This window comes from Pseudomonas sp. LBUM1666 (assembly GCF_059695775.1).
In genome coordinates this window covers 5835717-5859777 of the sequence record NZ_CP166789.1, presented here as the reverse complement: position 1 = coordinate 5859777, position 24061 = coordinate 5835717, and the positions used below count along the sequence as shown (strand labels likewise).

General features: G+C 61.0%; 23 protein-coding genes. 16 read left to right on the top strand and 7 right to left on the bottom strand.

From position 1 onward, the window contains the following. Positions 1-21: 21 nt before the first annotated feature. The 5 genes from pyrR to gshB form a co-directional block, all read right to left on the bottom strand. Positions 22-525 (bottom strand): bifunctional pyr operon transcriptional regulator/uracil phosphoribosyltransferase PyrR, encoded by a 504-nt coding sequence (gene pyrR, locus ACA056_RS27050; protein ID WP_033060467.1) that lies wholly within the window; start codon positions 523-525, stop codon positions 22-24. A gap of 84 nt (positions 526-609) precedes the next feature. After that, positions 610-1047, bottom strand: coding sequence for a Holliday junction resolvase RuvX (ruvX, locus tag ACA056_RS27045; protein ID WP_005792259.1), 438 nt, complete (start codon positions 1045-1047; stop codon positions 610-612). Next, complete coding sequence (locus ACA056_RS27040; RefSeq protein ID WP_497269028.1) at positions 1047-1619, bottom strand: YqgE/AlgH family protein; 573 nt, start codon at positions 1617-1619, stop codon at positions 1047-1049. Before ACA056_RS27040 ends, ruvX begins: the two co-directional genes overlap by 1 nt. Before the next feature lie 84 nt (positions 1620-1703). Beyond that, the gene (locus tag ACA056_RS27035) at positions 1704-2603 is read right to left on the bottom strand and encodes an energy transducer TonB (RefSeq protein ID WP_497269026.1); all 900 of its coding nucleotides are present in this window, start codon (positions 2601-2603) and stop codon (positions 1704-1706) included. A gap of 77 nt (positions 2604-2680) precedes the next feature. After that, entirely contained in the window at positions 2681-3634 is a 954-nt protein-coding gene (gene gshB / locus ACA056_RS27030) for a glutathione synthase (protein ID WP_497269024.1), read from the bottom strand. A gap of 235 nt (positions 3635-3869) precedes the next feature. Here gshB and pilG point away from each other — a divergent pair, with 235 nt between their 5' ends. From pilG to ACA056_RS27000, 6 genes are all read left to right on the top strand, one after another. Continuing rightward, positions 3870-4274, top strand: coding sequence for a twitching motility response regulator PilG (gene pilG, locus ACA056_RS27025; protein ID WP_497269022.1), 405 nt, complete (start codon positions 3870-3872; stop codon positions 4272-4274). Between the two features lie 57 nt (positions 4275-4331). Then, positions 4332-4697: a twitching motility response regulator PilH gene (gene pilH, locus ACA056_RS27020; RefSeq protein ID WP_008068134.1), complete on the top strand. Its 366-nt coding sequence runs from the start codon at positions 4332-4334 to the stop codon at positions 4695-4697. A gap of 10 nt (positions 4698-4707) precedes the next feature. Then, positions 4708-5256: a chemotaxis protein CheW gene (locus ACA056_RS27015; protein WP_497269019.1), complete on the top strand. Its 549-nt coding sequence runs from the start codon at positions 4708-4710 to the stop codon at positions 5254-5256. 135 nt (positions 5257-5391) lie between these two features. After that, positions 5392-7449: a methyl-accepting chemotaxis protein gene (locus tag ACA056_RS27010; protein WP_497269017.1), complete on the top strand. Its 2058-nt coding sequence runs from the start codon at positions 5392-5394 to the stop codon at positions 7447-7449. A 36-nt stretch (positions 7450-7485) separates the two neighbouring features. Next, on the top strand, positions 7486-13392 hold the full coding sequence (locus tag ACA056_RS27005; RefSeq protein WP_497269015.1) for an Hpt domain-containing protein: 5907 nt from the start codon (positions 7486-7488) through the stop codon (positions 13390-13392). Further along, on the top strand, positions 13385-13840 hold the full coding sequence (locus ACA056_RS27000; protein WP_283182021.1) for a chemotaxis protein CheW: 456 nt from the start codon (positions 13385-13387) through the stop codon (positions 13838-13840). The genes ACA056_RS27005 and ACA056_RS27000 overlap by 8 nt, the downstream gene beginning before the upstream one ends. Positions 13841-13953: 113 nt before the next feature. Here the strand turns inward: ACA056_RS27000 and ACA056_RS26995 are convergent, their stop codons facing one another. Next, on the bottom strand, positions 13954-14334 hold the full coding sequence (locus ACA056_RS26995; protein ID WP_497269012.1) for a DUF6124 family protein: 381 nt from the start codon (positions 14332-14334) through the stop codon (positions 13954-13956). 655 nt (positions 14335-14989) lie between these two features. Between ACA056_RS26995 and mdcA the strand changes: the two genes are divergently transcribed. The 9 genes from mdcA (at position 14990) to madM (ending at position 22226) form a co-directional block, all read left to right on the top strand. Then, entirely contained in the window at positions 14990-16660 is a 1671-nt protein-coding gene (mdcA, locus tag ACA056_RS26990; RefSeq protein WP_076029439.1) for a malonate decarboxylase subunit alpha, read from the top strand. Beyond that, positions 16660-17535 (top strand): triphosphoribosyl-dephospho-CoA synthase, encoded by an 876-nt coding sequence (locus ACA056_RS26985; RefSeq protein ID WP_497269010.1) that lies wholly within the window; start codon positions 16660-16662, stop codon positions 17533-17535. Before mdcA ends, ACA056_RS26985 begins: the two co-directional genes overlap by 1 nt. After that, entirely contained in the window at positions 17535-17834 is a 300-nt protein-coding gene (locus ACA056_RS26980) for a malonate decarboxylase subunit delta (RefSeq protein WP_497269008.1), read from the top strand. The genes ACA056_RS26985 and ACA056_RS26980 overlap by 1 nt, the downstream gene beginning before the upstream one ends. After that, positions 17827-18669, top strand: a complete 843-nt coding sequence (locus tag ACA056_RS26975; RefSeq protein ID WP_497269006.1) for a biotin-independent malonate decarboxylase subunit beta — start codon at positions 17827-17829, stop codon at positions 18667-18669. The genes ACA056_RS26980 and ACA056_RS26975 overlap by 8 nt, the downstream gene beginning before the upstream one ends. Further along, on the top strand, positions 18666-19469 hold the full coding sequence (mdcE, locus tag ACA056_RS26970; protein ID WP_497269004.1) for a biotin-independent malonate decarboxylase subunit gamma: 804 nt from the start codon (positions 18666-18668) through the stop codon (positions 19467-19469). The genes ACA056_RS26975 and mdcE overlap by 4 nt, the downstream gene beginning before the upstream one ends. Then, entirely contained in the window at positions 19463-20074 is a 612-nt protein-coding gene (locus ACA056_RS26965; protein WP_497269002.1) for a malonate decarboxylase holo-ACP synthase, read from the top strand. The genes mdcE and ACA056_RS26965 overlap by 7 nt, the downstream gene beginning before the upstream one ends. Next, entirely contained in the window at positions 20071-20982 is a 912-nt protein-coding gene (gene mdcH / locus ACA056_RS26960; RefSeq protein ID WP_497269000.1) for a malonate decarboxylase subunit epsilon, read from the top strand. Before ACA056_RS26965 ends, mdcH begins: the two co-directional genes overlap by 4 nt. 61 nt (positions 20983-21043) lie before the next feature. Further along, positions 21044-21460, top strand: a complete 417-nt coding sequence (gene madL, locus ACA056_RS26955; RefSeq protein WP_046045246.1) for a malonate transporter subunit MadL — start codon at positions 21044-21046, stop codon at positions 21458-21460. A 1-nt stretch (position 21461) separates the two neighbouring features. Continuing rightward, positions 21462-22226 (top strand): malonate transporter subunit MadM, encoded by a 765-nt coding sequence (gene madM / locus ACA056_RS26950; protein ID WP_497268998.1) that lies wholly within the window; start codon positions 21462-21464, stop codon positions 22224-22226. 111 nt (positions 22227-22337) lie between these two features. On the opposite strand, the gene ACA056_RS26945 is transcribed toward madM, so the two are convergent. After that, on the bottom strand, positions 22338-23252 hold the full coding sequence (locus ACA056_RS26945) for a LysR family transcriptional regulator (RefSeq protein ID WP_497268996.1): 915 nt from the start codon (positions 23250-23252) through the stop codon (positions 22338-22340). Positions 23253-23390: 138 nt separating this feature from the next. Between ACA056_RS26945 and trhA the strand changes: the two genes are divergently transcribed. Further along, complete coding sequence (gene trhA / locus ACA056_RS26940) at positions 23391-24008, top strand: PAQR family membrane homeostasis protein TrhA (protein ID WP_497268994.1); 618 nt, start codon at positions 23391-23393, stop codon at positions 24006-24008. The last annotated feature ends 53 nt before the right edge of the window (positions 24009-24061 follow it).

Below are 24061 nucleotides of genomic sequence, written 5' to 3'. Positions count from 1 at the left end.
GGGGACTCTCAATAGGGCGAATTAAAGGGCGAGGTCTTGCAGTTCGAGCTTGAGCTCCGGGCCGGACAGTTTCACTCGTTCGTGGGCTGCCAGCGACAGGGTCGCGCCGACCACATTCGGGCGGATCGGCAGCTCGCCGGCGTCCAGGTCCAGCAGGCACACCAATGTCACGCTGGCCGGGCGGCCATAGTCGAACAGCTCATTGAGGGCGGCGCGTATGGTCCGGCCGCTCATCAGCACGTCGTCGATCAGCACCAGGTGTTGGCCTTCGATCTCGAACGGCAGCGCCGAAGGGCGCACTTGCGGGTGCAGGCCGTTCTGACTGAAGTCGTCGCGGTAGAAGGAGACGTCCAGGGTGCCGAGGGGCGAATCGCTGCCCAGTTCATCGAGCAATGCCTGGGCGACCCAGACGCCGCCGGTACGAATACCGATGTAGCGCGGTTCGCTGATGCCACGTTTGGCCAGATAGGCGTCAAGCCGGGTCGCCATCTGGCTGATCAGTTCAACGGGATTGGGCAGGCTCATGGTTGCTCCTTCTTGGGCCCGAGCCGGGTTCTGCTGGAGAGGTGGCTCGGGTTGTAGCTAAGTAGAGACGCTTGTTGCGGCTCTTCAGGATTCGAACAGTGCGGTGTTTTCGTCGAGCCAGCCTTGCAGCAGCAGGGCGGCGGCGATGGCGTCGACCGGATTGTCGCGGTAGCTGCCCTTTTGTCCGCCACGATCACGCCGTTCACCCTTGGCCTCGAACGTGGTCAGGCGTTCATCGTGGGTATAGAAGGGCAGGTTGTAGCGGCCATTGAGGCGGCGGGCGAATTTCTCGGCGCGCAGGCACATGTCGCTCGGCGTGCCGTCCATGTTCAAGGGCAGGCCAACCACCACGGCATCGGGTTTCCACTCTTTGATCAGGGCTTCGACCTGATTCCAGTCGGGAATACCGTTTTGTGCCTTCAAGGTACACAGCTCGCGGGCCTGGCCGGTAATCACCTGGCCGACCGCAACGCCGATCTGTTTGGTGCCGTAGTCGAAACCCAAAATCAGGCGCAGGGCCATCAGGCGTGTCCCGCCTGGCTGGTCAGCAGGCTGAGATTGACGCCCAGGTGCTTGGCCGCTGCTTCCAGGCGCAGTTCGCTGCTGGTGTTGAACAAAATATCGGCATCGAACGGGCACGTCAGCCAGGCGTTCTGGGCCAGTTCGGCTTCCAGTTGCCCGGCTTCCCAGCCAGCGTATCCGAGGGCAATCAGGCTTTTCGCCGGACCGACGCCGTCGGCGATGGCAAACAGCACGTCCTGGGAGGTCGAGAGGGCCAGTTTCTCATCAAGCTCAACGGTGGCCTGATAACTCTGCCCCGAAGGGTGCAGGACAAAACCGCGGTCGGTCTGCACCGGGCCGCCGATGAAGATCGGCACATGCTGGCAGAGCACCGGCGGTTCGATGTCGGGACGCAGTTGCTCGAGGATATCGGCCAGGTTGAGATCTTGCGGACGATTGACCACCAGGCCCATGGCACCATTGGCCGTGTGCTCGACGATGTAGGTCAAGGTGTGCGCAAAGTTCGGGTCGACCATGTGAGGCATGGCGATCAGGAAGTGATGCTTGAGGTAGCTGGGGCTGACGTTCTTCATGAGCGCTAGTGTGGCGTTGGAGGGGCGAACTGACAAGCTGAGGATGGCGCAATTTGGCAGCCGACATCGATCCAGTGTGGGGTGTCAGTTGCTGGAGAGTTTGTCCCCGCGGGCAAACTTCCAGGTCCGGATGATTTCCAGACGATCGATATCCGACAAATCCCCGGTAAACGGTGAAAACGGCGCCGCCAGCCGCACGATGCGCTGGGCGGCCTGATCCAGCAGCGGTTGCCCGGACGACTCCAGCACCAGCACTTCAAAGAGTGAGCCGTCGCGGTTGATCGAAACCATCAGGCGCAAATTGCCGTAGATCTGCTTGCGTCGCGCTTCGTCGGGGTAATTCAGGTTGCCGATGCGCTCGACTTTCTTGCGCCACTCGTCCTTATACCAGGCGCCTTTATCGCGCATGGTTGACGCGGCGCTCAGGCGATGGATTCGCGGGCGCTTGGCATACAACTGTTGTTCGTTGGCCAGTTCCGCTTCCAGGCTGGCGATGTCGCTGGACAGCTGTTCACTGTCGAACGTCGGCGCGGCGACTGCGGGTTTGGTGACGGGCTTGGGTTCTTCGGTTTTGGCCGGGGCTTTTTTCGGCTTGGGCGCGACGGTCGTCACGGCTGCCTTCGGTGCGGCTTCCTGCACTTCAGGCTTGGCCGCTGGCGGTGGCGTGACTTTCTGCACCTTGTTGTCCTGGAAAGGCGCGACCTCGGTGGTCTTGGGGATCGCTTTTTTATCCAGGGTGCCGCTGCCTTCCTGATTCTCTTGAGCGAGGAAATCGGCTTTTTCAGGCTTCTTTTCGCTTTTAAAGGTGGCGAGGGTGATTTCCAGGGTTTTGCTGATTTGCTTGGGTTCGACCATCGTAAAGCCGACGCCCAACAGCAAGGCCAGGTGAATCAGCGCTGCGAGAAACAGGGTAAAACCGAGGCGATCGGCCGGGCGCACGCCACGATGGGCGAGTTCAGCGGGCAGATCGGACGGAAGTGTCATGACAAAAAGACCAACATCGCGTTTTTCACAGGCCGCGGATGATAACGCAATGTTGGTCGTTTCTTGGCTGTTCTATATCAACGAGCCTTGAGCTTCTGATCGATGGCATCCATCAGCAGGCCGCCGATGTCGGTGCCAAACGCATTATCAATTTCGCGAATGCAGGTCGGGCTGGTGACGTTGATTTCCGTCAGATGCTCGCCGATCACATCCAGACCGACGAACAGCAGGCCTTTTTCGCGCAGGGTCGGGCCGACTTGGGCGGCGATCCAGCGATCTTTCTCGGTCAGCGGTCGGGCTTCGCCACGGCCACCGGCGGCGAGGTTGCCACGGGTTTCGCCAGCAGCTGGAATTCGCGCGAGGCAGTAATCCACTGGTTCGCCGTCGATCATCAGGATGCGCTTGTCACCATCGACGATCGCCGGCAGGTAACCCTGGATCATGATCTGCTGTTTGCCGTGCAGGGTCAGGGTTTCGAGGATCACCGACAGGTTCGGGTGGCCAGCGGTGTGACGGAAGATCGAAGAACCGCCCATGCCGTCCAGCGGCTTGAGGATCACATCGCCGTGGTGATCGGCGAATTCACGCAGTACATCCGGGCGACGGCTGACGATGGTCGGCGGTGTGCACTGCGGGAACAGCGTGGCGAACAGTTTTTCGTTGCAGTCACGCAGGCTTTGCGGCTTGTTGACCACCAGCACGCCAGCACGTTCGGCTTGCTCCAGCAGGTACGTGGAGTAGACGAATTCCATGTCGAACGGCGGATCCTTGCGCATCAGGATCACGTCCAGGTCGCTCAGCAGCGCGTCGGTCTCGGCTTCGAGTTCGAACCATTTTTCCGGGTTGGCGAAGACTTTCAACGGACGCATCCGCGCCCGCGCTTCGCCTTCGGCCTGGTACAAATCGCTCTGTTCCATATAGAACAGTTCCCAACCGCGCTTCTGTGCGGCCAGCAGCATGGCCAGCGAGCTATCCTTTTTATAGGAGATGCTGGCAATAGGATCCATGACAATCCCGACGCGAACGCTCATGGGTTTTTCCTCGAAATTTGGGTGGCCGGTGTGGCGCGAAAAAGTGGCGTCAGATTGGCGCTCAGTGTGTCCCCGGTCAAGGAAAAACCACCACGCGGGTCGGCCGATAGATTGGTATGGGAGACTGTGCTAAAAAGACTGCCAAGTTGTATTGGCCCTTGAGTATCAAGGGTTTCGAGCCACCGAAGATCCGTAAACGGACAAATTGATTCGCAAAGGCGACGGTAGAGCAAATATGGAACAGCATTCCAGCGCCTTGAAGGTCATGGTGATCGACGATTCGAAGACGATTCGCCGCACCGCCGAAACGCTATTGAAGAACGTGGGCTGTGAAGTCATTACGGCCATCGATGGTTTCGATGCCCTGGCCAAGATTGCCGACAATCACCCCGGCATTATCTTTGTCGACATCATGATGCCGCGCCTGGATGGCTATCAGACCTGCGCTTTAATCAAGAACAACAGTGCGTTCAAGTCCACGCCAGTGATTATGCTGTCGTCCAAGGACGGGCTGTTCGACAAGGCCAAGGGGCGCATCGTCGGCTCCGACCAGTTTTTGACCAAACCTTTCAGCAAGGAAGAACTGCTGAACGCGATCCAGGCCCATGTTCCGGGCTTCGCCACCGTTTTGCCGCTGTAGGACACGCACAGTGACGCTCGGCCAGCGGGCCCGGTGTCGACAAGAATGGGGAAGACCATGGCACGTATTCTGATCGTCGATGATTCGCCGACCGAAATGTACAAACTGACCGGCATGCTGGAAAAGCACGGTCATGAAGTGTTGAAAGCCGAAAACGGCGCCGACGGCGTGGCCCTGGCCCGTCAGGAAAAACCCGACGCAGTGCTGATGGACATCGTCATGCCCGGCCTCAATGGTTTCCAGGCGACCCGTCAGTTGACCAAAGACCCGGAAACCGGGCACATCCCGGTGATCATCATCACCACCAAGGATCAGGAAACCGACAAGGTCTGGGGCACGCGCCAGGGCGCCAAGGACTACCTGACCAAACCGGTCGACGAAGAAACCCTGATCAAAACCCTGAACAACGTGTTGGCCGGTTGATCGTCCAGCCATGACCGAGTCGCTGACGGCTTTCGAACTGCTGCTGCAGATCGACCAGCGTTGTCGTCTGCTGGCGGCGGACTTGCCGTCCCAGCCGACCCGACAAGACAGTTGGAGCGGCATTGGTTTTCGCTTGGGCGAGCACTGGTACGTCGCGCCGATGGGCGAGGTCAGCGAAGTGTTGCACGAGCCGCGGTTCACCCAGCTGCCGGGGGTCAGACCCTGGGTCAAGGGCGTGGCCAACTTGCGCGGGCGTCTGTTGCCGATCATCGACTTGTGCGGCTTCTTTTCTGGTAATGAGCCTGGGCATGAGCTGTCAGCCGTGCGCAAGCAACGGCGGGTATTGGTGGTCGAGCATAACGAGGTGTTTACCGGGTTGATGGTCGATGAGGTTTTCGGCTTGCAGCACTTTGCCCAGGACAGCCTGGAGCCGGCAGATAGCTTGAGCGGCGCGATTGCACCGTTCATCAAAGGCCGGTTTCAGCGTGAGCAGAACTGGCAGGTGTTCAGCCCGTTTGCGTTGGTGCAGTCCCAAAGCTTCATGCACGTCGCTGTGTAAACGCGGCCACTGTGGGAGCGAGCTTGCTCGCGATGACGGACTCACAGCCAACATTGATGTCGACTGATACACCGCTATCGCGAGCAAGCTCGCTCCCACAGGTTCTTCGGCAATCTTTAAGGGTGTTGGTTACCGATGATAAAAGCAAAAACAGGCAAGCCAGAAGGGTCGCGCAGCCGGTCACAGATCATCGCGCTGTTCATTGCGCTGATCGTCTTCATCATGCTGCTGTTCGCCAACTTCGCGTACCTCAACACCCAGGCCACGTACGACAAACAGTACATCGGCCACGCCGGTGAGCTGCGCGTGCTGTCCCAGCGCATTGCCAAGAACGCCACCGAAGCTGCTGCCGGCAAGGCGGCGGCGTTCAAGCTGCTGAGCGATGCGCGCAATGACTTTGCCCAACGCTGGGGCTATCTGAAGAAAGGCGATCCCGCCACCGGCCTGCCGCCGGCGCCGTCCACCGTGCGCCCGGAAATGCGCGCCGTGCAACTGGACTGGGAACGCTTGCTGAAAAACACCGACGCGATCCTCTCCAGCGAGCAGACCGTACTGTCGCTGCATCAAGTCGCCGCGACCCTGGCCGAAACTGTGCCGCAGTTGCAGGTCGAGTACGAAAAAGTCGTCGAAACGCTCCTCCAGCGCGGGGCCCCGGCCGCGCAGGTGGCCATGGCGCAGCGCCAGTCGCTATTGGCTGAGCGGATTCTCGGTGCGGTGAACACCGTGCTGTCCGGTGATGAAAATTCGCAGCAGGCCGCCGACGCCTTCGGTCGTGATGCTGCGCGATTCGGCCAGGTGCTCAACGGTATGCTCCAGGGCAATCCGTCACTAAAAGTCAGTCAGGTCGAAGACCGCGACGCTCGTGCGCGGTTGACCGAGATTTCCGAGCTGTTCGAATTCGTCTCGGGTTCGGTGGATGAAATCCTCGAAACCTCGCCGGAGCTGTTCAAGGTCCGTGAATCGGCCACCAATATTTTCACCCTTTCGCAGACCCTGCTCGAGGAAGCCTCGCAGCTGGCCGGCGGTTTCGAAAATCTGGCCGGCGGGCGCAACACCGACACCATTGGCGGCTACGTGCTGGGGCTGTTGGCGCTGATGTCGATCATCCTCATTGGTCTGGTGATGGTCCGTGAAACCAACCGTCAGCTACGCGAAACGGCCGAGAAGAACGAGCGTAACCAGAACGCGATCATGCGCCTGCTCGACGAGATCGAAGACCTGGCGGACGGCGACCTGACCGTGACCGCCTCGGTGACCGAAGACTTTACCGGGACCATCGCCGACTCGATCAACTATTCCGTGGACCAACTGCGCGATCTGGTGGCGACCATCAACCTCACCGCTGGCCAGGTCGCTGCCGCCGTGCAGGAAACCCAGGCCACCGCCATGCACCTGGCGCAGGCTTCGGAGCATCAGGCGCAGCAGATTGCCGAAGCCTCCACCGCGATCAATGACATGGCCGAGTCCATCGATCAGGTCTCGGCCAACGCCGCCGAATCCTCGGCGGTGGCCGAACGCTCGGTGGAAATCGCCAACAAGGGCAATGAGGTGGTGCACAACACCATCCACGGCATGGACAATATTCGCGAGCAGATTCAAGACACCGCCAAGCGCATCAAACGCCTCGGCGAGTCGTCTCAGGAAATCGGCGACATTGTCAGCCTGATCGATGACATTGCTGACCAGACCAACATCCTTGCGCTCAACGCGGCGATCCAGGCCTCCATGGCCGGTGACGCCGGGCGCGGTTTTGCGGTGGTCGCCGATGAAGTCCAGCGGTTGGCCGAGCGCTCGTCCGCCGCCACCCGGCAGATTGAAACCCTGGTGCGGGCGATTCAGACCGACACCAACGAAGCCGTGATTTCCATGGAACAGACCACCACCGAAGTGGTGCGCGGCGCTCGTCTGGCGCAGGATGCCGGAGTGGCCCTGGAAGAAATCGAAGGGGTGTCGAAGACCCTCGCCGCGTTGATCCAGAGTATTTCCAACGCAGCGCAGCAGCAGACGTCTTCGGCCGGTCAGATTTCCCTGACGATGAACGTGATCCAGCAGATCACCACGCAGACCTCGTCTGGCTCCACCGCCACCGCCGAGAGCATTGGCAACCTGGCGAAAATGGCCAGCCAGCTGCGGCGTTCGGTGTCCGGTTTTACCTTGCCGGCCGCCAAGGCGCAGGCTGTGGATAAAGTGTGATGCGCCTGAGGCGCGCGAATTATGAGTGGAGTGGCTATGGGTGATCGGCACGACTATGTGGCCCTCGAGTGGGTCAAAGGCGAGATTGCCGAAACGCTGAAGGTGGCTCATCAGGCGATTGAAGCGTTGCTTGATGACCCGCAGGCGACGCACGCCCTCAGTGAATGCCTGGCATGCATCCATCAGGTTCACGGCAGTTTGCAGATGGTCGAGTTCTACGGCGCGGCGCTGCTCGCCGAAGAGATGGAACATCTGACCACCGCCTTGCAACAGAACCGCGTCAGTCATCGCGATGAGACGCTCCACCTGTTGCTGCAAGCCCTCGGGCAGCTGCCGATTTACCTCGACCGGGTGCAAGGTGCGCGCCGCGACCTGCCGCTGGTTGTGTTGCCACTGATCAACGATCTGCGCAGCGCCCGTGGCGAAAGCCTGTTGTCGGAAACCAGTCTGTTCAGCCCGCAATTGCCGGACCTGCCGCCCCTGGACAAAGAGTCGCTGGCGCTGCTGGAGCCGGCGGATTTACCGAACGTGCTGCGCAAGTTGCGGCAGATGCTGCAGATGGCCCTGGTCGGGTTACTGCGTGAACAGGACGGCGAAACCAACCTCGGTTACCTGACCAAGGTTTTTGCGCGCCTCGAAGGGCTGTGCGGCAACGCGCCCTTGAGCCCGTTGTGGCAAGTCGCCTCGGCGCTGGTCGAAGGCATGCGCGGCGGCTCGATTGCCAACAGTCCGGCGTTGCGCAGTCTGTTTAAGGAGGCCGATAAAGAACTCAAGCGCCTGCTTGAACAGGGCATGCCGGGCATCAATCAGCCGGCGCCGCTAGAGTTGCTCAAGAGTTTGCTGTTTTACATTGCCAAGGCCGAACATCCCACCGGGCAGATGCTGACCATGAAAGATCGCTACGGACTGGACGACGCGCTACCTGACAGCGCAATGGTCGACGAAGAACGGGCACGGCTGGCCGGCCCCGACCGCGATGCCATGCGCTCGGTGTTGGCCGCTTTGTGTGAAGAGCTGGTGCGGGTCAAGGAACGCCTGGACCTGTTCGTGCGCAGTGACCGCCAACACACCTCTGACCTCGAAAGTCTGCTGGCGCCCCTGCGGCAAATCGCCGACACCCTGGCGGTGCTCGGTTTCGGCCAGCCACGCAAGGTCATCATCGATCAACTGGCGATGGTGCTGAGCCTGGCCCAGGGCCAGCGCGAGCCCAACGACGCGATCCTGATGGACGTCGCCGGTGCCTTGCTCTACGTCGAAGCGACCCTCGCCGGCATGGTCGGCACCGTCGAGCCGGAAAGCCAGGAAGAAAGCCGCCTGCCGACCACCGACCTGACCCAGATCCATCAGATCGTGATCAAGGAAGCGCGCATCTGCCTGCAACAGGCCAAGGACATGATCGTCGACTACATCGACGCCGACTGGGACCGCCAGCACTTGCAGCCACTGCCGGCCTTGCTGACCCAGGTGCGCGGTGCACTGGCGATGATTCCGTTGAGCCGTGCAGCCAGCCTGATCGAAACGTGCAACCACTTCATCCGCGAGCACCTGCTGCTGGATCCGGATCACCCCGGCTGGCAGGAGCTGGACAACCTGGCCGACGTCATCACCAGCATCGAGTATTACCTGGAGCGCCTCAGCGACGACCCCGAAGCGCCGGGCGAAAAGTTGCTCGACGTCGCGGAAAAAAGCCTGGCCTCACTCGGCTTTTTCCCCATCGAGCAACAGGTGCCGGTGCTTGAAGATGTACTCAGCCCGAGTGAAGCGCAGGTCATGCAGGATCTGCAGGAGCTGGACGACCCTGAGACCGTCAAGTCACTGGCCGATGTATTGGCCAGCCCTGTGTCCTCCATCAATCCGCCCGCCCTGACGACTCCGGGAAGTCTGTTGCCGCCGCCCGCCGGTGAAGAACCGGTGGACGATGAGCTGCGGGAAGTGTTCCTCGAAGAAACCGATGAAGTCCTGGAAATTCTCCGGGAGTACTTGCCGCGCTGGACGGCTAACCCCGACGATAAACCTGCCTTGAGTGAATTGCGCCGGGCATTCCACACCTTGAAAGGCAGTGGCCGGATGGTCCGTGCGCTGGTGCTGGGCGAGCTGGCGTGGGCGGTGGAAAACTTGCTCAACCGCGTGCTGGAACGCAGCGTTCCGCCAGGGGCAGCGGTGCAACAATTGCTCCGCGATGCCCTGGACCTGCTGCCGAAGCTGGTGGCCGAATTTGCCGCCAATGCCCAGCGCCAATGCAACCAGGTCGACCAATTGGCTGCTCGAGCCCATGCCCTCGCCAAGGGCGATACGCCTGTCAGCGATGAAGATACCCAGGATGTGGCGGCCCTCGATCCGCTGTTGCTGGAGATCTTCCGCAAGGAAGCCGAGACCCATCTCGCCAGCCTCAACCGTTTCCTCGATAAAGCCGCCGAGCACGTGCCATTGCAGGCCAGCGACGAGTTGCAGCGGGCGCTGCACACCCTCAAGGGCAGCGCCTCCATGGCCGGCGTAGTACCGATTGCCGAGCTGGCGAAGCCACTGGATCATCTGGCCCGGGAGTACAAGGCGCACCTGATCGCCCTCGACCTGGACGAAGTCGAACTGTTGCTGGAAGCCGAAGGACTGTTTCGTCTCGGGCTACGACAGCTCAAGACTGATCCACTGGCGCAGATTCCCGGCGCCCGCTCCTTGATCGAGCGAACCCAGGCATTGCTGGCCGAACGTCTGGAAGCCCTCCTGAGTTCACCGAATACCGGGTTGCGCATCAAGCGTGATCCGCAACTGATCAACAACTTCCTCGCACAAGGCATGGACATCCTGCTGGACGCCGAAAGCCTGTTGCAGCGCTGGCAGCAACATCCCGGCGAGCGTCAGGAACTCAGCGCATTGCTGGACGAATTGACCACCCTCGGCGAAGGCGCCCACCTGGCTGATCTGCATCCGGTGGATGAGCTCTGCGAAGCCTTGCTCGACCTCTACGGTGCGGTGGAAGAAAGTAGCCTGGCGGTCAGCGAGGCGTTTTTCCACGAGGCGCAAAGTGCCCATGAAGCGCTGATCAATATGCTCGACGAACTGGCCGCCGGCCAGGAAGTCAGCCCGCAACCGGAACGCATCCGGGCCTTGCGCGGCTTGCTCGATGAGAGCCTGGATCCGTCGGCGATGGGGCTGATTCGCAGCGATGGCAGCCGCACGTTGAGCATCCGGGAACTGGGCAGTGCCACGGCCGAGCTGGAACAGACCGCGACCCAGGTTGAGCTGGACGATGAGATCGTTTCGATCTTCCTCGAAGAGGCGGTGGATATCCTCGAAAGCGCCGGCCAGGCCTTGCAGCGCTGGCTGAGCGACCCGGACAACGCCGCGCCGTTGTTGTCGTTGCAGCGCGATTTGCACACCCTCAAGGGTGGCGCGCGGATGGCCGAGGTCGAGCCGGTCGGTGATCTGGCCCATGAACTGGAAAGCCTTTACGAAGGTCTGGTGGATCGCCGCTACGCCTACAGCGAAGCCTTGGCGCACCTGCTGCAACACAGTCATGACCGGCTCGCAACGCTGCTTGATCAGTTACAGAACCAGCAGCCATTGGGCGATCCGGGTGAGGTGATCGAGGCCATTCGTGAGTTTCGCCAGGGCAACGCCAGCGCTGTTGAAACGGTCGAACCGGCACGGGCCGAAGATTCACCGGGGCATGATCCGGAGCTGCTGGAGATCTTCCTCGAGGAAGGTTTCGACATCATCGAAAACTCCGGCGCGGCACTGGTGCGCTGGCAGGCCGAGCCGTCGAATCGTCAGGAAGTGGAAACCCTGCTGCGTGATTTGCACACCCTCAAGGGTGGCGCGCGGATGGTGGAAATCGCGCCGATTGGCGACCTCGCCCATGAGCTGGAATTCCTCTACGAAGGCCTGTCCGCTGGCGTGCTGCAACCCACCGCCGCGTTGTTCGGCTTGTTGCAAAGCAGCCACGACCGACTGGCGCAGATGCTCGACGCGACCCGTGCCGGTCAGCCACTGCCGCCCGCCGATCAACTGATCGACGCGATCAAGAATTTCAGTCATCCGGCTGTGCCCGAAGCACCGGCACCGGTCGTGGTGTCCGCAACGCCGAAAGTCGAGACGCTCGCAGCGCAACCCGATGCCGGCGCGGACATGGTCAAGGTCTCGGCAGAACTGCTCGACGATCTGGTCAATCTGGCCGGCGAAACGTCGATCTTCCGTGGTCGGATCGAACAACAGGTCAACGATGCGCGCGTAACCCTGAGCGAAATGGAAACCACCATCGAGCGCATGCGCGACCAGTTGCGCCGGCTCGACACCGAAACCCAGGGGCGGATTCTCAGCCGCCAGCAAGTCGAAGCCGAACGCCTGGGCTACGAAGAATTCGATCCGCTGGAAATGGACCGCCACTCACAGTTGCAGCAACTGTCGCGCGCACTGTTCGAATCCGCCTCCGACTTGCTCGACCTCAAGGAAACCCTCGACCGACGCAATCAGGACGCGGAAAACCTGCTGCAACAGCAGGGCCGCATCAACACCGAATTGCAGGAAGGCCTGATGCGTACGCGCATGGTGCCGTTCGAGCGGATGCTGCCGCGCTTGAAGCGGATCGTCCGTCAGGTCTCCGGCGAGTTGGGCAAAGATGTGGAATTCATCGTCGGCAATGCCGAAGGCGAGATGGACCGCAACGTCCTCGAACGCATGGCCGCGCCGCTGGAACACATGCTGCGCAACGCCGTGGATCATGGCCTGGAATCCGCCGAGGTGCGTATCGCGGCGGGTAAACCGGCTCAGGGTCGAATCACCCTCGACCTGTCGCGAGAAGGCGGCGACATCATTTTCGACATCCGCGACGACGGTGCCGGCGTGCCGCTGGACGCGGTGCGGCGCAAGGCGATCAAGCGCGGGTTACTGGCCCCGGACAGCGACATCAGCGATCGCGATGTGCTGCAATTCATCCTGCAACCGGGGTTCTCCACCGCAGAGAAAATCACCCAGATTTCCGGGCGCGGCGTCGGCATGGACGTGGTGCATGAAGAGGTCCGGCAACTCGGCGGCACCATGAGCATCGACTCTGTGCCGGGGCAGGGCGTGCACTTCCGGATTCGACTGCCGTTCACCGTGTCGGTCAACCGGGCGCTGATGGTGCAGTGCTTTGATGATCAGTACGCGATCCCGCTGAACACCATCGACGGCATCGTTCGCGTGCTGCCCAACGAACTCGAAGGACATTACCGGCTCGATCCGCCGACCTACAAATACGCCGGGCAACACTATGAGTTGTGCTACCTCGGTGAACTGCTGAAAACCAGCCACCGCCCGAAACTGCTGGGCCAGAGCCTGCCGCTGCCGGTGTTGCTGGTGCAGTGCAACGAGCGGCACATCGCCGTGCAAGTCGACTCCATGGCCGGCACTCGCGAAATCGTGGTCAAAAGCCTCGGCCCGCAATTTGCGGCGGTGCAGGGTTTGTCCGGCGCGACGATTCTCGGCGATGGGCGGGTGGTGCTGATTCTCGATTTGCTGGCGCCAATCCGCGCTATGCAGGCCCGCGTGCCGCAACAGTCATCGACTCAGGAGACAGAGGTCGAGCCGCATAAACCGCTGCTGGTGCTGGTGGTCGATGACTCGGTCACCGTGCGCAAGGTCACCAGCCGTCTGCTGGAACGCCACGGCATGAACGTGCTGACCGCCAAGGACGGGGTCGACGCCATGCTGCTGCTTGAGGATCACCTGCCCGACGTGATGTTGCTGGACATCGAAATGCCACGCATGGACGGCTTCGAAGTCGCGACCCAGGTCCGCGCCGACGAACGCTTGCAGCACCTGCCGATCATCATGATCACTTCCCGCACCGGGCAGAAACACCGCGACCGCGCCATGGCCATCGGCGTCAACGACTACCTCGGCAAGCCATACCAGGAATCGGTGCTGCTCGAAAGCATCACCCTGTGGAGCAAAACCCATGCTTGAGCACCGCACCAGCAACCTTACCGGCCTGCTGCTGCCCTTGGCTGACCGCAACCTGATTTTGCCCAACGTCGCTGTTGCGGAGCTTATTGATTACCAACCCAGCGCCTTCGACCTCGACACTCCGCCGTGGTACCTCGGGCGGGTAATGTGGCGGAACCGGCAGATTCCGTTGCTGAGTTTCGAGTCGGCGTGTGGGCAGAAAATCGTGATCGGTGAGCGGGCGCGGATTGTCATCCTCAATGCTCTCGGTGGGCGGCCCGATTTGAAATTCATCGCCTTGCTGGTGCAGGGGATTCCGCGGTCTTACAAGCTCGACAGTCAATTGAGCTATGTGGATGTGCCGTTGTGCTCGCTGGAACAGGCGGCGGTGCAGGTGGGGGAGCAAGTGGCTAAAGTCCCTGACTTGTTGGCGTTGGAGGAGTTACTGGTGAATGCCGGGTTGACCTGACGGGCCCCTTCGCGAGCAGGCTCGCTCCCACATTTGATCTGTGTCGTACACAAACCCCTGTGGGAGCGAGCCTGCTCGCGAATGCGGCCTTTAACTCACCGCAGTCCTGACTGCTAAACCCCGGCCTGAGCCTTCATTTGCAACAACTCATGATGATCCAGCGCCCGCTCTACCAACAACTGCACCCCATCCGCCATGCGGCTGAGCGCCAAGGCTACAGAACGGCGTGAGCCTTCCACGTCGTCCGCCAGATCGGCAGCAATGGCGCTGATGGACAGCAGGTCTTCGGATGCATTGGCCAGAAGGGCTTCGGTGTCGATATCGGGGGAGACGGTGAAGAGCTGGGATTTACAGCGCTTGGCCGGTTTTTCTTGGAGTGGGGGGAAGTAGTGGGAGAAGGCGCGGTCGGCGGCTTCTTTGAGTTTTTCGGCTTCGAGGGAGGCTTGGGAATCGGTGTCAGTGTTATCTGCTGAGTTGGGCGTTACCTTGGACATAATGAGTTTCCGCTTACAGATTGGAGTTGGCCCATTCGTTATGAATGGCGCTTTTGCGCCCTTTTTTTTTGGGTTTCCAGTCCCAGTCACTGGATGTGCAGCAACACGCAAACGATAAGGACCAACGCAAAACCGCACCAGTCAGTGGGTTCCGGCATTGCTGTAGGCAGCGACGCCAGACTGCGTAGCCTCTCACCGTTCCTGCGGACAAACTTTTAAACACAAATCCCCATTTGGCTGGCGAAGGTTGAAGAGTCCCAAAAAGGGCTTGATTGGTCCTTTTTTGGGACTTGTCGATGATTGCTGTGGAGCTTTCTCAGGACAGATGTTTCAACACTAAAACTAGGTGTGTTCGAAATCCACCCCTCACCCCAGCCCTCTCCCCAGTGGGGAGAGGGGGAAAGGGAGCAGATCTGTGTTGTTTTCAAACCTGAGTTCTACTCGGTATTTCAGGTCGATGTAGCTCCAAGAACACCTCGGTCAGTCCCCTCTACCCCCTGGGGAGAGGGTTAGGGTGAGGGGTCGATCTAACTGACAAAAAAGAAAACCAGATCAACCATTACCCTGACCGTAACAATCCACCACTCTGCTTGATTGATGCCCCCACCCAACACTCCTAATGTCACTCCCACGACAGCGAACCCGTGGAGTGGTCATGACAACAACAATATCCCCCGACTCGCGATGGACGCGGCGGCGCAGCGAAAAGCAGCGGCGTCTCGAGCTGGTGCGGGGTCTCGCCGACGGTGTGGTCCTGCCCACCGACAAAATCGTTGCGGCGCTGGAGGCCTTGATCCTGCCCGGCGACCGTGTGGTGCTGGAGGGCAATAACCAGAAGCAGGCGGATTTCCTGTCCCGCTCCCTGGCCAAGGCCGATCCCGCCAAACTGCATGACCTGCACATGATCATGCCCAGCGTCGGACGCTCCGAGCATCTGGACCTGTTCGAACGCGGCATCGCCCGCAAGCTCGACTTCTCTTTCGCCGGCACCCAGAGCCTGCGCATCAGCCAGTTGCTCGAAGACGGTTTGCTGGAAATCGGTGCGATCCACACCTACATCGAGCTCTATGCGCGGCTGGTGGTGGACCTGATTCCCAACGTCGTGCTCTCGGCCGGTTTCATGGCCGACCGCGCCGGAAACATCTACACCGGCCCGAGCACCGAAGACACCCCGGCATTGATCGAACCGGCCGCCTTCAGCGACGGCATCGTCATCGTTCAGGTCAATCAACTGGTGGACGATGTCAGCGACCTGCCGCGCGTCGACATCCCCGCGTCCTGGGTCGATTTCGTGGTGGTGGCCGACAAGCCGTTCTACATCGAACCGCTGTTCACCCGCGACCCGCGCCACATCAAGCCTGTGCATGTGCTGATGGCGATGATGGCGATCCGCGGGATCTACGAAAAACACAACGTCCAGTCCCTGAACCACGGCATTGGTTTCAACACCGCCGCCATCGAATTGATCCTGCCGACCTACGGCGAATCCCTCGGCCTTAAAGGCAAGATCTGCCGCAACTGGACCCTCAATCCTCACCCTACCTTGATCCCGGCCATCGAAAGCGGCTGGGTCGAAAGCGTGCATTGCTTCGGCACCGAATTGGGCATGGAAAACTACATCGCCGCTCGGCCTGACGTGTTCTTCACCGGTCGCGACGGCTCCCTGCGCTCCAATCGGATGTTCTGCCAACTGGCCGGGCAATACGCGGTGGACCTGTTCATCGGCGCCACGCTGCAAGTCGACGGCGATGGCCATTCCTCTACCGTGACGCGCGGCCGCCTGGCCGGTTTCGGTGGTGCGCCGAACATGGGCCACGACCCGCGCGGCCGTCGTCACGGCACGCCGGCCTGGCTCGATATGCGCCACGACGATGCGCCCGAAGCGCTGCTGGAACGAGGCAAGAAACTCGTGGTGCAAATGGTCGAGACCTTCCAGGAGGGCGGCAAACCGACCTTCGTCGAAACCCTCGACGCGGTGGAAGTGGCGAAGAAAAGCGGCATGCCGCTGGCGCCGATCATGATCTACGGCGACGACGTCACCCACCTGCTGACTGAAGAAGGCATCGCCTATCTCTACAAGGCGCGTTCGCTGGAAGAGCGCCAGGCGATGATCGCCGCCGTGGCCGGGGTGACCGTCATCGGCCTTCGCCACAATCCGAAAGACACCGCGCGCATGCGCCGCGAAGGCCTGATCGCCTTGCCCGAAGACCTCGGCATCCGCCGCACCGACGCCACCCGCGAATTGCTGGCGGCGAAAAGCGTGGCCGATCTGGTCGAGTGGTCCGGTGGTCTCTACAACCCGCCCGCCAAGTTCAGGAGCTGGTAATGCACGCATTCAACCTGCAACCGAAAACCCTGTCCCTGGCTGAGCGGCTGGCGGATCTGGCCGTCGACGCACTGATCGACGAAGCGGATCTGTCGCCGAAACCGGCGCTGGTCGACCGTCGCGGCAATGGCGCGCACACCGATTTGCACCTCGGGCTGATGCACGCCTCGGCGCTGTCCCTGTGGCCTGCGTTCAAGGAAATGGCTGAAGCGGCCATCGAGTTTGGCGAAGTCGGTGTGCCGCTGCGCGAAGCCATTGGCCTGATCGGTCGTGAAGGCGAGGAAGTGATGCTCGCCACCACGGGCGGGATAAATACCCATCGCGGCGCCATCTGGGCCTTGGGTCTGTTGGTCGCGGCGGCTGCACTGGAACCCGAATCCATGGCTGCCGGCTCGATCTCTTTGCGCGCCGCACGTCTGGCCTTGCTCGACGATCGTTACGCCCCGCGTCCTCTGAGCCACGGCGCGCAAGTCGCTCAGCGTTACGGCGCACGCGGTGCCCGTGAAGAAGCCCAGCTCGGTTTTCCGGCGGTGATCCAACGCGCACTGCCACAACTCAAACGCAGCCGCGCCGCCGGTCATGGCGAGCAGAACGCCCGGCTCGATGCCTTGCTGGCGATCATGACGAATCTGGCCGACACCTGTGTGCTCTATCGCGCAGGCGAAGAAGGCCTGCAGACCATGCAACTCGGCGCCCAAGCGGTGCTCGATGCGGGCGGCAGTGCCAGCCTCGCCGGCCGCCGTCGTTTGCATGAGCTGGACCAACAACTCATCGCGTTGAATGCCTCGCCCGGCGGTGCTGCCGACTTGCTCGCCGCCTGCCTGTTCATCGACCGCATCGAGTCTGGCGATGGCCTCATCCAGGGAGCTTTTTGATGGAAACCTTATCTTTTGAATTCCCCGCCGGGCAGCCGCCACGCGGCCGGACGCTGGTGGGCTGTGTCGGCTCGGGCGATCTGGAAGTGCTGATCGAACCAGGCCAGGCCGGCAAACTGACGATCAAGGTGCAGACCTCGGTTAACGGCAGCGAACAACGCTGGAAGCATCTGTTTGCGCGGATGTTCGACGGTCAGACACCGCCGGCGATGGCGATCGATATCCACGATTTCGGCGCGACACCGGGCGTGGTGCGCTTGCGTCTGGAACAAGGCTTTGAGGAGATCGGCCATGACTGATCTCCTCCACAAACATAGCTTCGTCGAACTCGGCGCCCGGCAACGTGCCAAGGCCTTGCTCGACGCCGGCACCTTCCGTGAATTGCTCGACCCGTTTCAACGCGTCATGTCGCCGTGGCTATCTCGTCAGGGCGTGGTGCCGCAAGCCGATGACGGCGTGGTGATCGCCAAGGGCAGTCTCGGTGGTTTGCCGGTGGTGATCGCCGCCATCGAAGGTGCATTCCAGGGTGGCAGCCTCGGCGAGGTTGGCGGGGCGAAGATTGCCGGTGCGCTGGAACTGGCGGCCGAAGACAACCGCAATGGCATTCCCACTCGCGCCGTGTTGCTGCTGGAAACCGGTGGCGTGCGTTTGCAGGAGGCCAATCTTGGGCTGGCGGCGATTGCCGATATTCATGCGGCGATTGTCGATCTGCGCCAATACCAGCCAGTGGTTGGTGTGGTGGCGGGCAGCGTCGGCTGTTTTGGCGGGATGTCGATTGCTGCCGGGTTGTGCAGTTATTTACTGGTGACTCAGGAAGCACGGCTTGGCCTGAACGGTCCGCAAGTGATCGAACTGGAAGCCGGGCTTGAGGAATACGACTCCCGTGATCGTCCCTTCATCTGGAGCCTGACCGGTGGCGAGCAACGTTTCGCCAGTGGTTTGGTGGATCGTTTTGTCGCCGACGACGTGGCGCAGGTTCAGCAGCAGGTCAGTGAATTGCTCAAGCAAGGTTTGCCGGAACAGCAACGCAGCCGTCAGGCCGAATTGTTCCTGCAACGGTTGGCCCGTCTGGACGCCGAGCCGCAAATCGAGCCGGCGACGGTTCGCGATCTGTATCAAGGAGAGCGCTCATGAGTTCGTATTCCCTGAGAGGTTTGAACTGGTTCAACGCCTTGAGTGCGGGCGCGAAACCGGTGGATGGTTTGCCCGCTTCATTGAAGGTTGCCGACGGTGTATTGGGTGACCAGCCCGTTCGCTTTATCGCGGTGGTGGCTGATCCCGACAACCGTTTCGTCCGCGCCCGCAATGGCGAGGTCGGTTTGCTGGAAGGTTGGGGGCTGGCCAAAGCCGTGGATGAAGTCATCGCAGCGGATCTGGATAAACCGCAAAAACGCGCCTTGATCGCCATCGTCGACGTGCCGAGTCAGGCCTACGGTCGGCGCGAAGAAGCACTCGGCATTCATCAAGCCTTGGCCGGTGCCGCGGACAGTTATGCCCGCGCCCGACTGGCCGGCCATGCCGTGATCGGTTTGCTGGTGGGCAAGGCAATGTCCGGGGCGTTTCTCGCTCATGGATATCAGGCCAATCGGCTGATCGCCCTGCGCGATCCCGGCGTGATGGTTCACGCGATGGGCAAGGCTTCGGCGGCGCGGGTGACGTTGCGCAGCGTCGAAGAACTCGAAGCGCTGGCCGCCAGCGTGCCGCCGATGGCGTATGACATCGACAGTTACGCGAGCCTTGGACTGCTCTGGGAAACCTTGTCGGTGGAACAGATCGAGCAGCCGACGGCGGCGGATCTGTCGCGGGTGACTGAATGCCTGACCCAGGCGATTGGCGATGTCGCCGCCAGTGGTCGAGACCTGAGCAGCCGCTTGGGCGCGAGCAACCGTGCGGCGTCGAGCCATGTTCGCCAATTGCTGAGAGAGCAGTGGTGAACACGCTTCTGGCCCACGACCTGCTCTGGGGGCTGACCCCGGAGCAGTTGCCTGCGGATGCACCTTCGTGGGTGATCGAGTCGATCAGTGCGGGTCAACCGGTGGTGGTTCGGCGTGCGTTGAGCGCGGCGGATCACATCGCGGTCGGGGTGCGTGGGCGTTTGCGTGAACAGCGTTTTGCAACGGTGATGTCGATCGATGCGATTTCGCGTCGCGTCAAACCGGAAGACCTTTGTCATGTCTTGATTGAGCGGGATTTGCCGGCAGTGCGCGCCCTCAATGATTTGCGGCCGGTGTTCGATACCTGCGGTTGGATCTGGGGTATCAGCGGCAGCGCCGGCTTTGAATTGGCCAGCGGTGTTCAGGCGTTGCACAAGGGCAGCGATCTCGACTTGATCCTGCGCACGCCGCAACCGCTCGACCGATTGAAAGCGCAGGCGCTGGTGAAGATTCTGGACACGGCTGCGTGCCAGGTAGACATGCAGTTGCAGACGCCTTTTGGCGCCGTCGCCCTGCGCGAATGGGCCAGTCCTGCCCGCCGGGTTTTGCTGAAAAACGCCCGTGAAGCCTGCCTGGTCATTGATCCGTGGGAGCAAGCAGCGTGAGCAGTTTGCTGGTGTTCCCCGGCCAGGGCGCTCAGCAGCCGGGCATGCTCCATCGTTTGCCTCGCGAAACGGTGATCGAGGCGAGTGAGGTGCTTGGCGAAGACACTTTGCTGCTGGATTCTGCCGAGGCGTTGAAGTCGACAAGGGCCGTTCAGCTTTGCCTGTTGATCGCCGGTGTCGCCGCTTCACGTCAGTTATCACTGCCAGCGGATTACGTCGCGGGATTGTCCATCGGCGCCTACCCGGCAGCAGTGGTTGCCGGCGCCTTGAGTTTCAGCGATGCGCTGCATCTGGTCAGCCTGCGCGGTGAATTGATGCAGCAGGCTTATCCACAAGGCTACGGCATGACCGCGATCATCGGTCTGGACCTGACCACGGTGGAAGAGTTGCTGGCGCAGGTTCACAGCGTCGACACGCCGGTTTACCTGGCCAATATCAACGCCGATAACCAGGTGGTCATTGCCGGCAGCGATGGCGCGATGAAAGCGGTGGCCGAGTTAGCGAAAGGTCGCGGTGCAGGTCTGGCCAAACGTCTGGCTGTCAGTGTGCCGTCTCACTGCCCGCTGCTGGAAACCCCCGCTAAAGCCCTGGCCGAAGCCTTCGCCAAGGTGCAGCTGAAAACACCGACGCTGGGTTACCTGAGCGGCAGTCGCGCACGGCCAATCATCAACACCGAAGCCTTGCGTGACGACCTGGCCTTCAACATGTGCCGCGTGGTGGATTGGCGCGGCACGGTACAAAGCGCCTACGAGCGCGGCGTACGTCTACAGATCGAACTGCCGCCCGGTGCGGTGCTGACCGGGCTGGCGCGCCGGGTGTTCGAGCAGGGCACCGTGATTGCCTTCGACGGTGCGCGGCTCGATACCCTGCAGGCGCTGTTGCGTGAGGAGGGAAGCCGCCAACCCTAGAACACTCAGGCCTTCGAACAACAAAAATAACATTCGACGATGCACTTTGAGGACAACAACAATGATTATTTACGGTGTGGCGCTGTTGGCGATTTGTACGCTGGCAGGGGTGATCGTGGGCGACATGCTCGGCGTGTTGCTGGGTGTGAAATCAAACGTCGGCGGCGTCGGGATCGCGATGATCCTGTTGATCTGCGCGCGGTTATGGATGCAAAAACGCGGCGGCATGACCAAGGATTGTGAGATGGGCGTCGGTTTCTGGGGCGCCATGTACATTCCTGTCGTGGTCGCAATGGCCGCGCAACAGAACGTCGTCACCGCACTGCACGGCGGCCCGGTGGCGGTGCTGGCGGCGATTGGTTCGGTGGTGATTTGCGGCTGCACCATTGCCCTGATCAGCCGGACTCACAAAGGCGAACCCTTGCCCGATGAGCCAGCGGAAATAACGCCGGTCGGCACGCCAGTAGGAGGTCGCTGATATGTGGGAACTCATTGAGAAGGGTCTGGCCAATAACAGTCTGGTCACCGCGTTCGCATTCGTTGGTGTGATCATGTGGGTGTCGGTGGTGTTGTCCAAGCGCCTGACGTTCGGACGGATTCACGGTTCGGCGATTGCCATTGTGATTGGGCTGGTGCTGGCCTGGGTCGGCGGCACCATGACCGGCGGGCAAAAAGGCCTGGCGGACCTGACGCTGTTTTCCGGCATCGGCCTGATGGGCGGCGCCATGCTGCGGGACTTTGCGATCGTCGCCACGGCATTCGAAGTGCAAGCCACCGAAGCGAAAAAGGCCGGTTTGATCGGTGTGATTGCGCTGCTGCTGGGCACGATCCTGCCATTCATTGTCGGCGCAAGCATGGCCTGGGCGTTCGGTTATCGCGATGCGATCAGCATGACCACCATCGGCGCGGGTGCGGTGACCTACATCGTCGGGCCGGTGACCGGGGCCGCAATTGGTGCGAGTTCGGATGTGATGGCGTTGTCGATTGCCACCGGGTTGATCAAGGCGATTCTGGTGATGGTTGGCACACCGATGGCCGCACGCTGGATGGGGCTGGATAACCCACGCTCGGCGATGGTGTTTGGTGGGTTGGCTGGCACCGTCAGCGGTGTGACGGCCGGGCTGGCGGCGACGGATCGGCGGTTGGTGCCTTATGGGGCGTTGACGGCGACGTTCCATACCGGGCTTGGGTGCTTGCTTGGGCCTTCGTTGTTGTACTTCATTGTTCGTGGGATTGTGGGTTAAGCCGCTGGATCTCTATTGAATGTACCGACGCCATCGCGAGCAGGCTCACTCCTACAGGGAAATGCATTCCAGGGTAGGAGTGAGCCTGCTCGCGATAGGGGCGCCGCGGTCTCAAGCCTGGCGATTGGCGTACATCCGACACTCCGCCAACAACGCCAACAGATTCGGATCCCGCTCCTTGGCCTTCAAGAACACCACGCCAATGTGCTGCTGCAACCGATACTTTTCCTGCAACGGAATCAGCTTCACCCGGTTCTCATACACCGCCGCAATCCGTCCCGGCAGCAACGCATAACCCACCCCCGAGCTGACCATGCTCAGCAGGGTGAAGATGTCGTTGACCTGCATCGCCACCTTCGGTTCGAACCCCGCCTGCTTGAACACCCGATTACCGTCCTGATGCGTGGCGAAGCCCTGAGTCAGCGTAATGAATGTCTCGTCGCGCACTTCGGCAAGATCAACGTCGGTCCGCTGGGCAAACTTCGAATCAGCCGGCGTGGCCAGAAACATGTCATCGGAAAACAGGTGGATTTGCGCGCAATCCGGATCATTCACGCTCTCGTCCAGCGACACCAGGATCGCGTCGACTTCCATGTTCTTGAGCTTGTACAGCAGGTCGAAGTTCGAGCCGAGGATCAGGTCGATATTGAGTTCGCTGCGGCGGATCTTCAGGCCCATGATCAGCTGCGGCACGGTCTTCACCGTCAATGAATACAACGAACCCAGCTTGAAGCGCTCGGCGGAGAACCCGGCGGCTTCGCGGGTCAGGCGCACGGTTTCGACCACGTCCTGAATCAGCTTCTGCGCCCGCTCTTCCAGCACATAAGCGCTTTCCAGCGGTGTCAGGTTGCGGCCTTCGTGTTTGAACAGCGGGCAGCGCAGGGCGCTTTCCAGGGAGTGAATGGCACGGTGCACGCTGACATTGCTGGTCTGCAACTCGGCGGCGGCCCGGGCCAGATTGCCGGTGCGCATGAAGGCCAGGAACACCTCGAGTTTTTTCAGGGTCAACTCTTCATCGATCAGCATGATGCAGACTCTTATTCGAATGGCTCGATTGTGCACGTATGTGGGTTCTTGGGGGATTTGTGTTTTGAAACATTGCGCTTTTAACCTTCAGGCCTGAGCCTTGCGCGATGTTGCAACGAACGTTGAGGTGAGCAACACATGTATCACGGGGAAAGATTGAACGCCTGGACGCATCTGGTTGGGGCGGTGGCGGCGTGTGTCGGGGTGGTGTGGATGCTGGTGATTGCCAGCATGGACGGCAGCCCGTGGAAGATCGTCAGCGTGGCGATTTACGGGTTTACCTTGCTGGTGCTTTACAGCGCGTCGACCGTTTACCACAGCGTGCGCGGGCGCAAGAAAGAGATCATGCAGAAGGTCGATCACTTTTCGATCTACCTGTTGATTGCCGGCAGCTACACGCCGTTCTGTCTGGTGACGCTACGCGGGCCGTGGGGCTGGACGCTGTTCGGGATTGTCTGGGGATTGGCGCTGATCGGCATCCTGCAAGAGATCAAACCGCGTTCGGAAGCGCGGATTCTGTCGATCGTGATCTATGCGGTGATGGGCTGGATCGTGCTGGTGGCGGTCAAACCGTTACTGGCGGCGTTGGGCAGTACAGGTTTCGCCTGGCTGGCGTCGGGCGGCGTGCTGTACACCGTGGGCATTGTCTTTTTTGCGCTGGATAGTCGTTTACGCCATGCCCACGGGATCTGGCATCTGTTCGTGATCGCCGGGAGTTTGCTGCACTTTGTGGCGATTCTGTTTTATGTCTTGTAGATCGCACTGTTTGAAAAACCTGTGGGAGCGAGCCTGCTCGCGAAAGCGTCAGG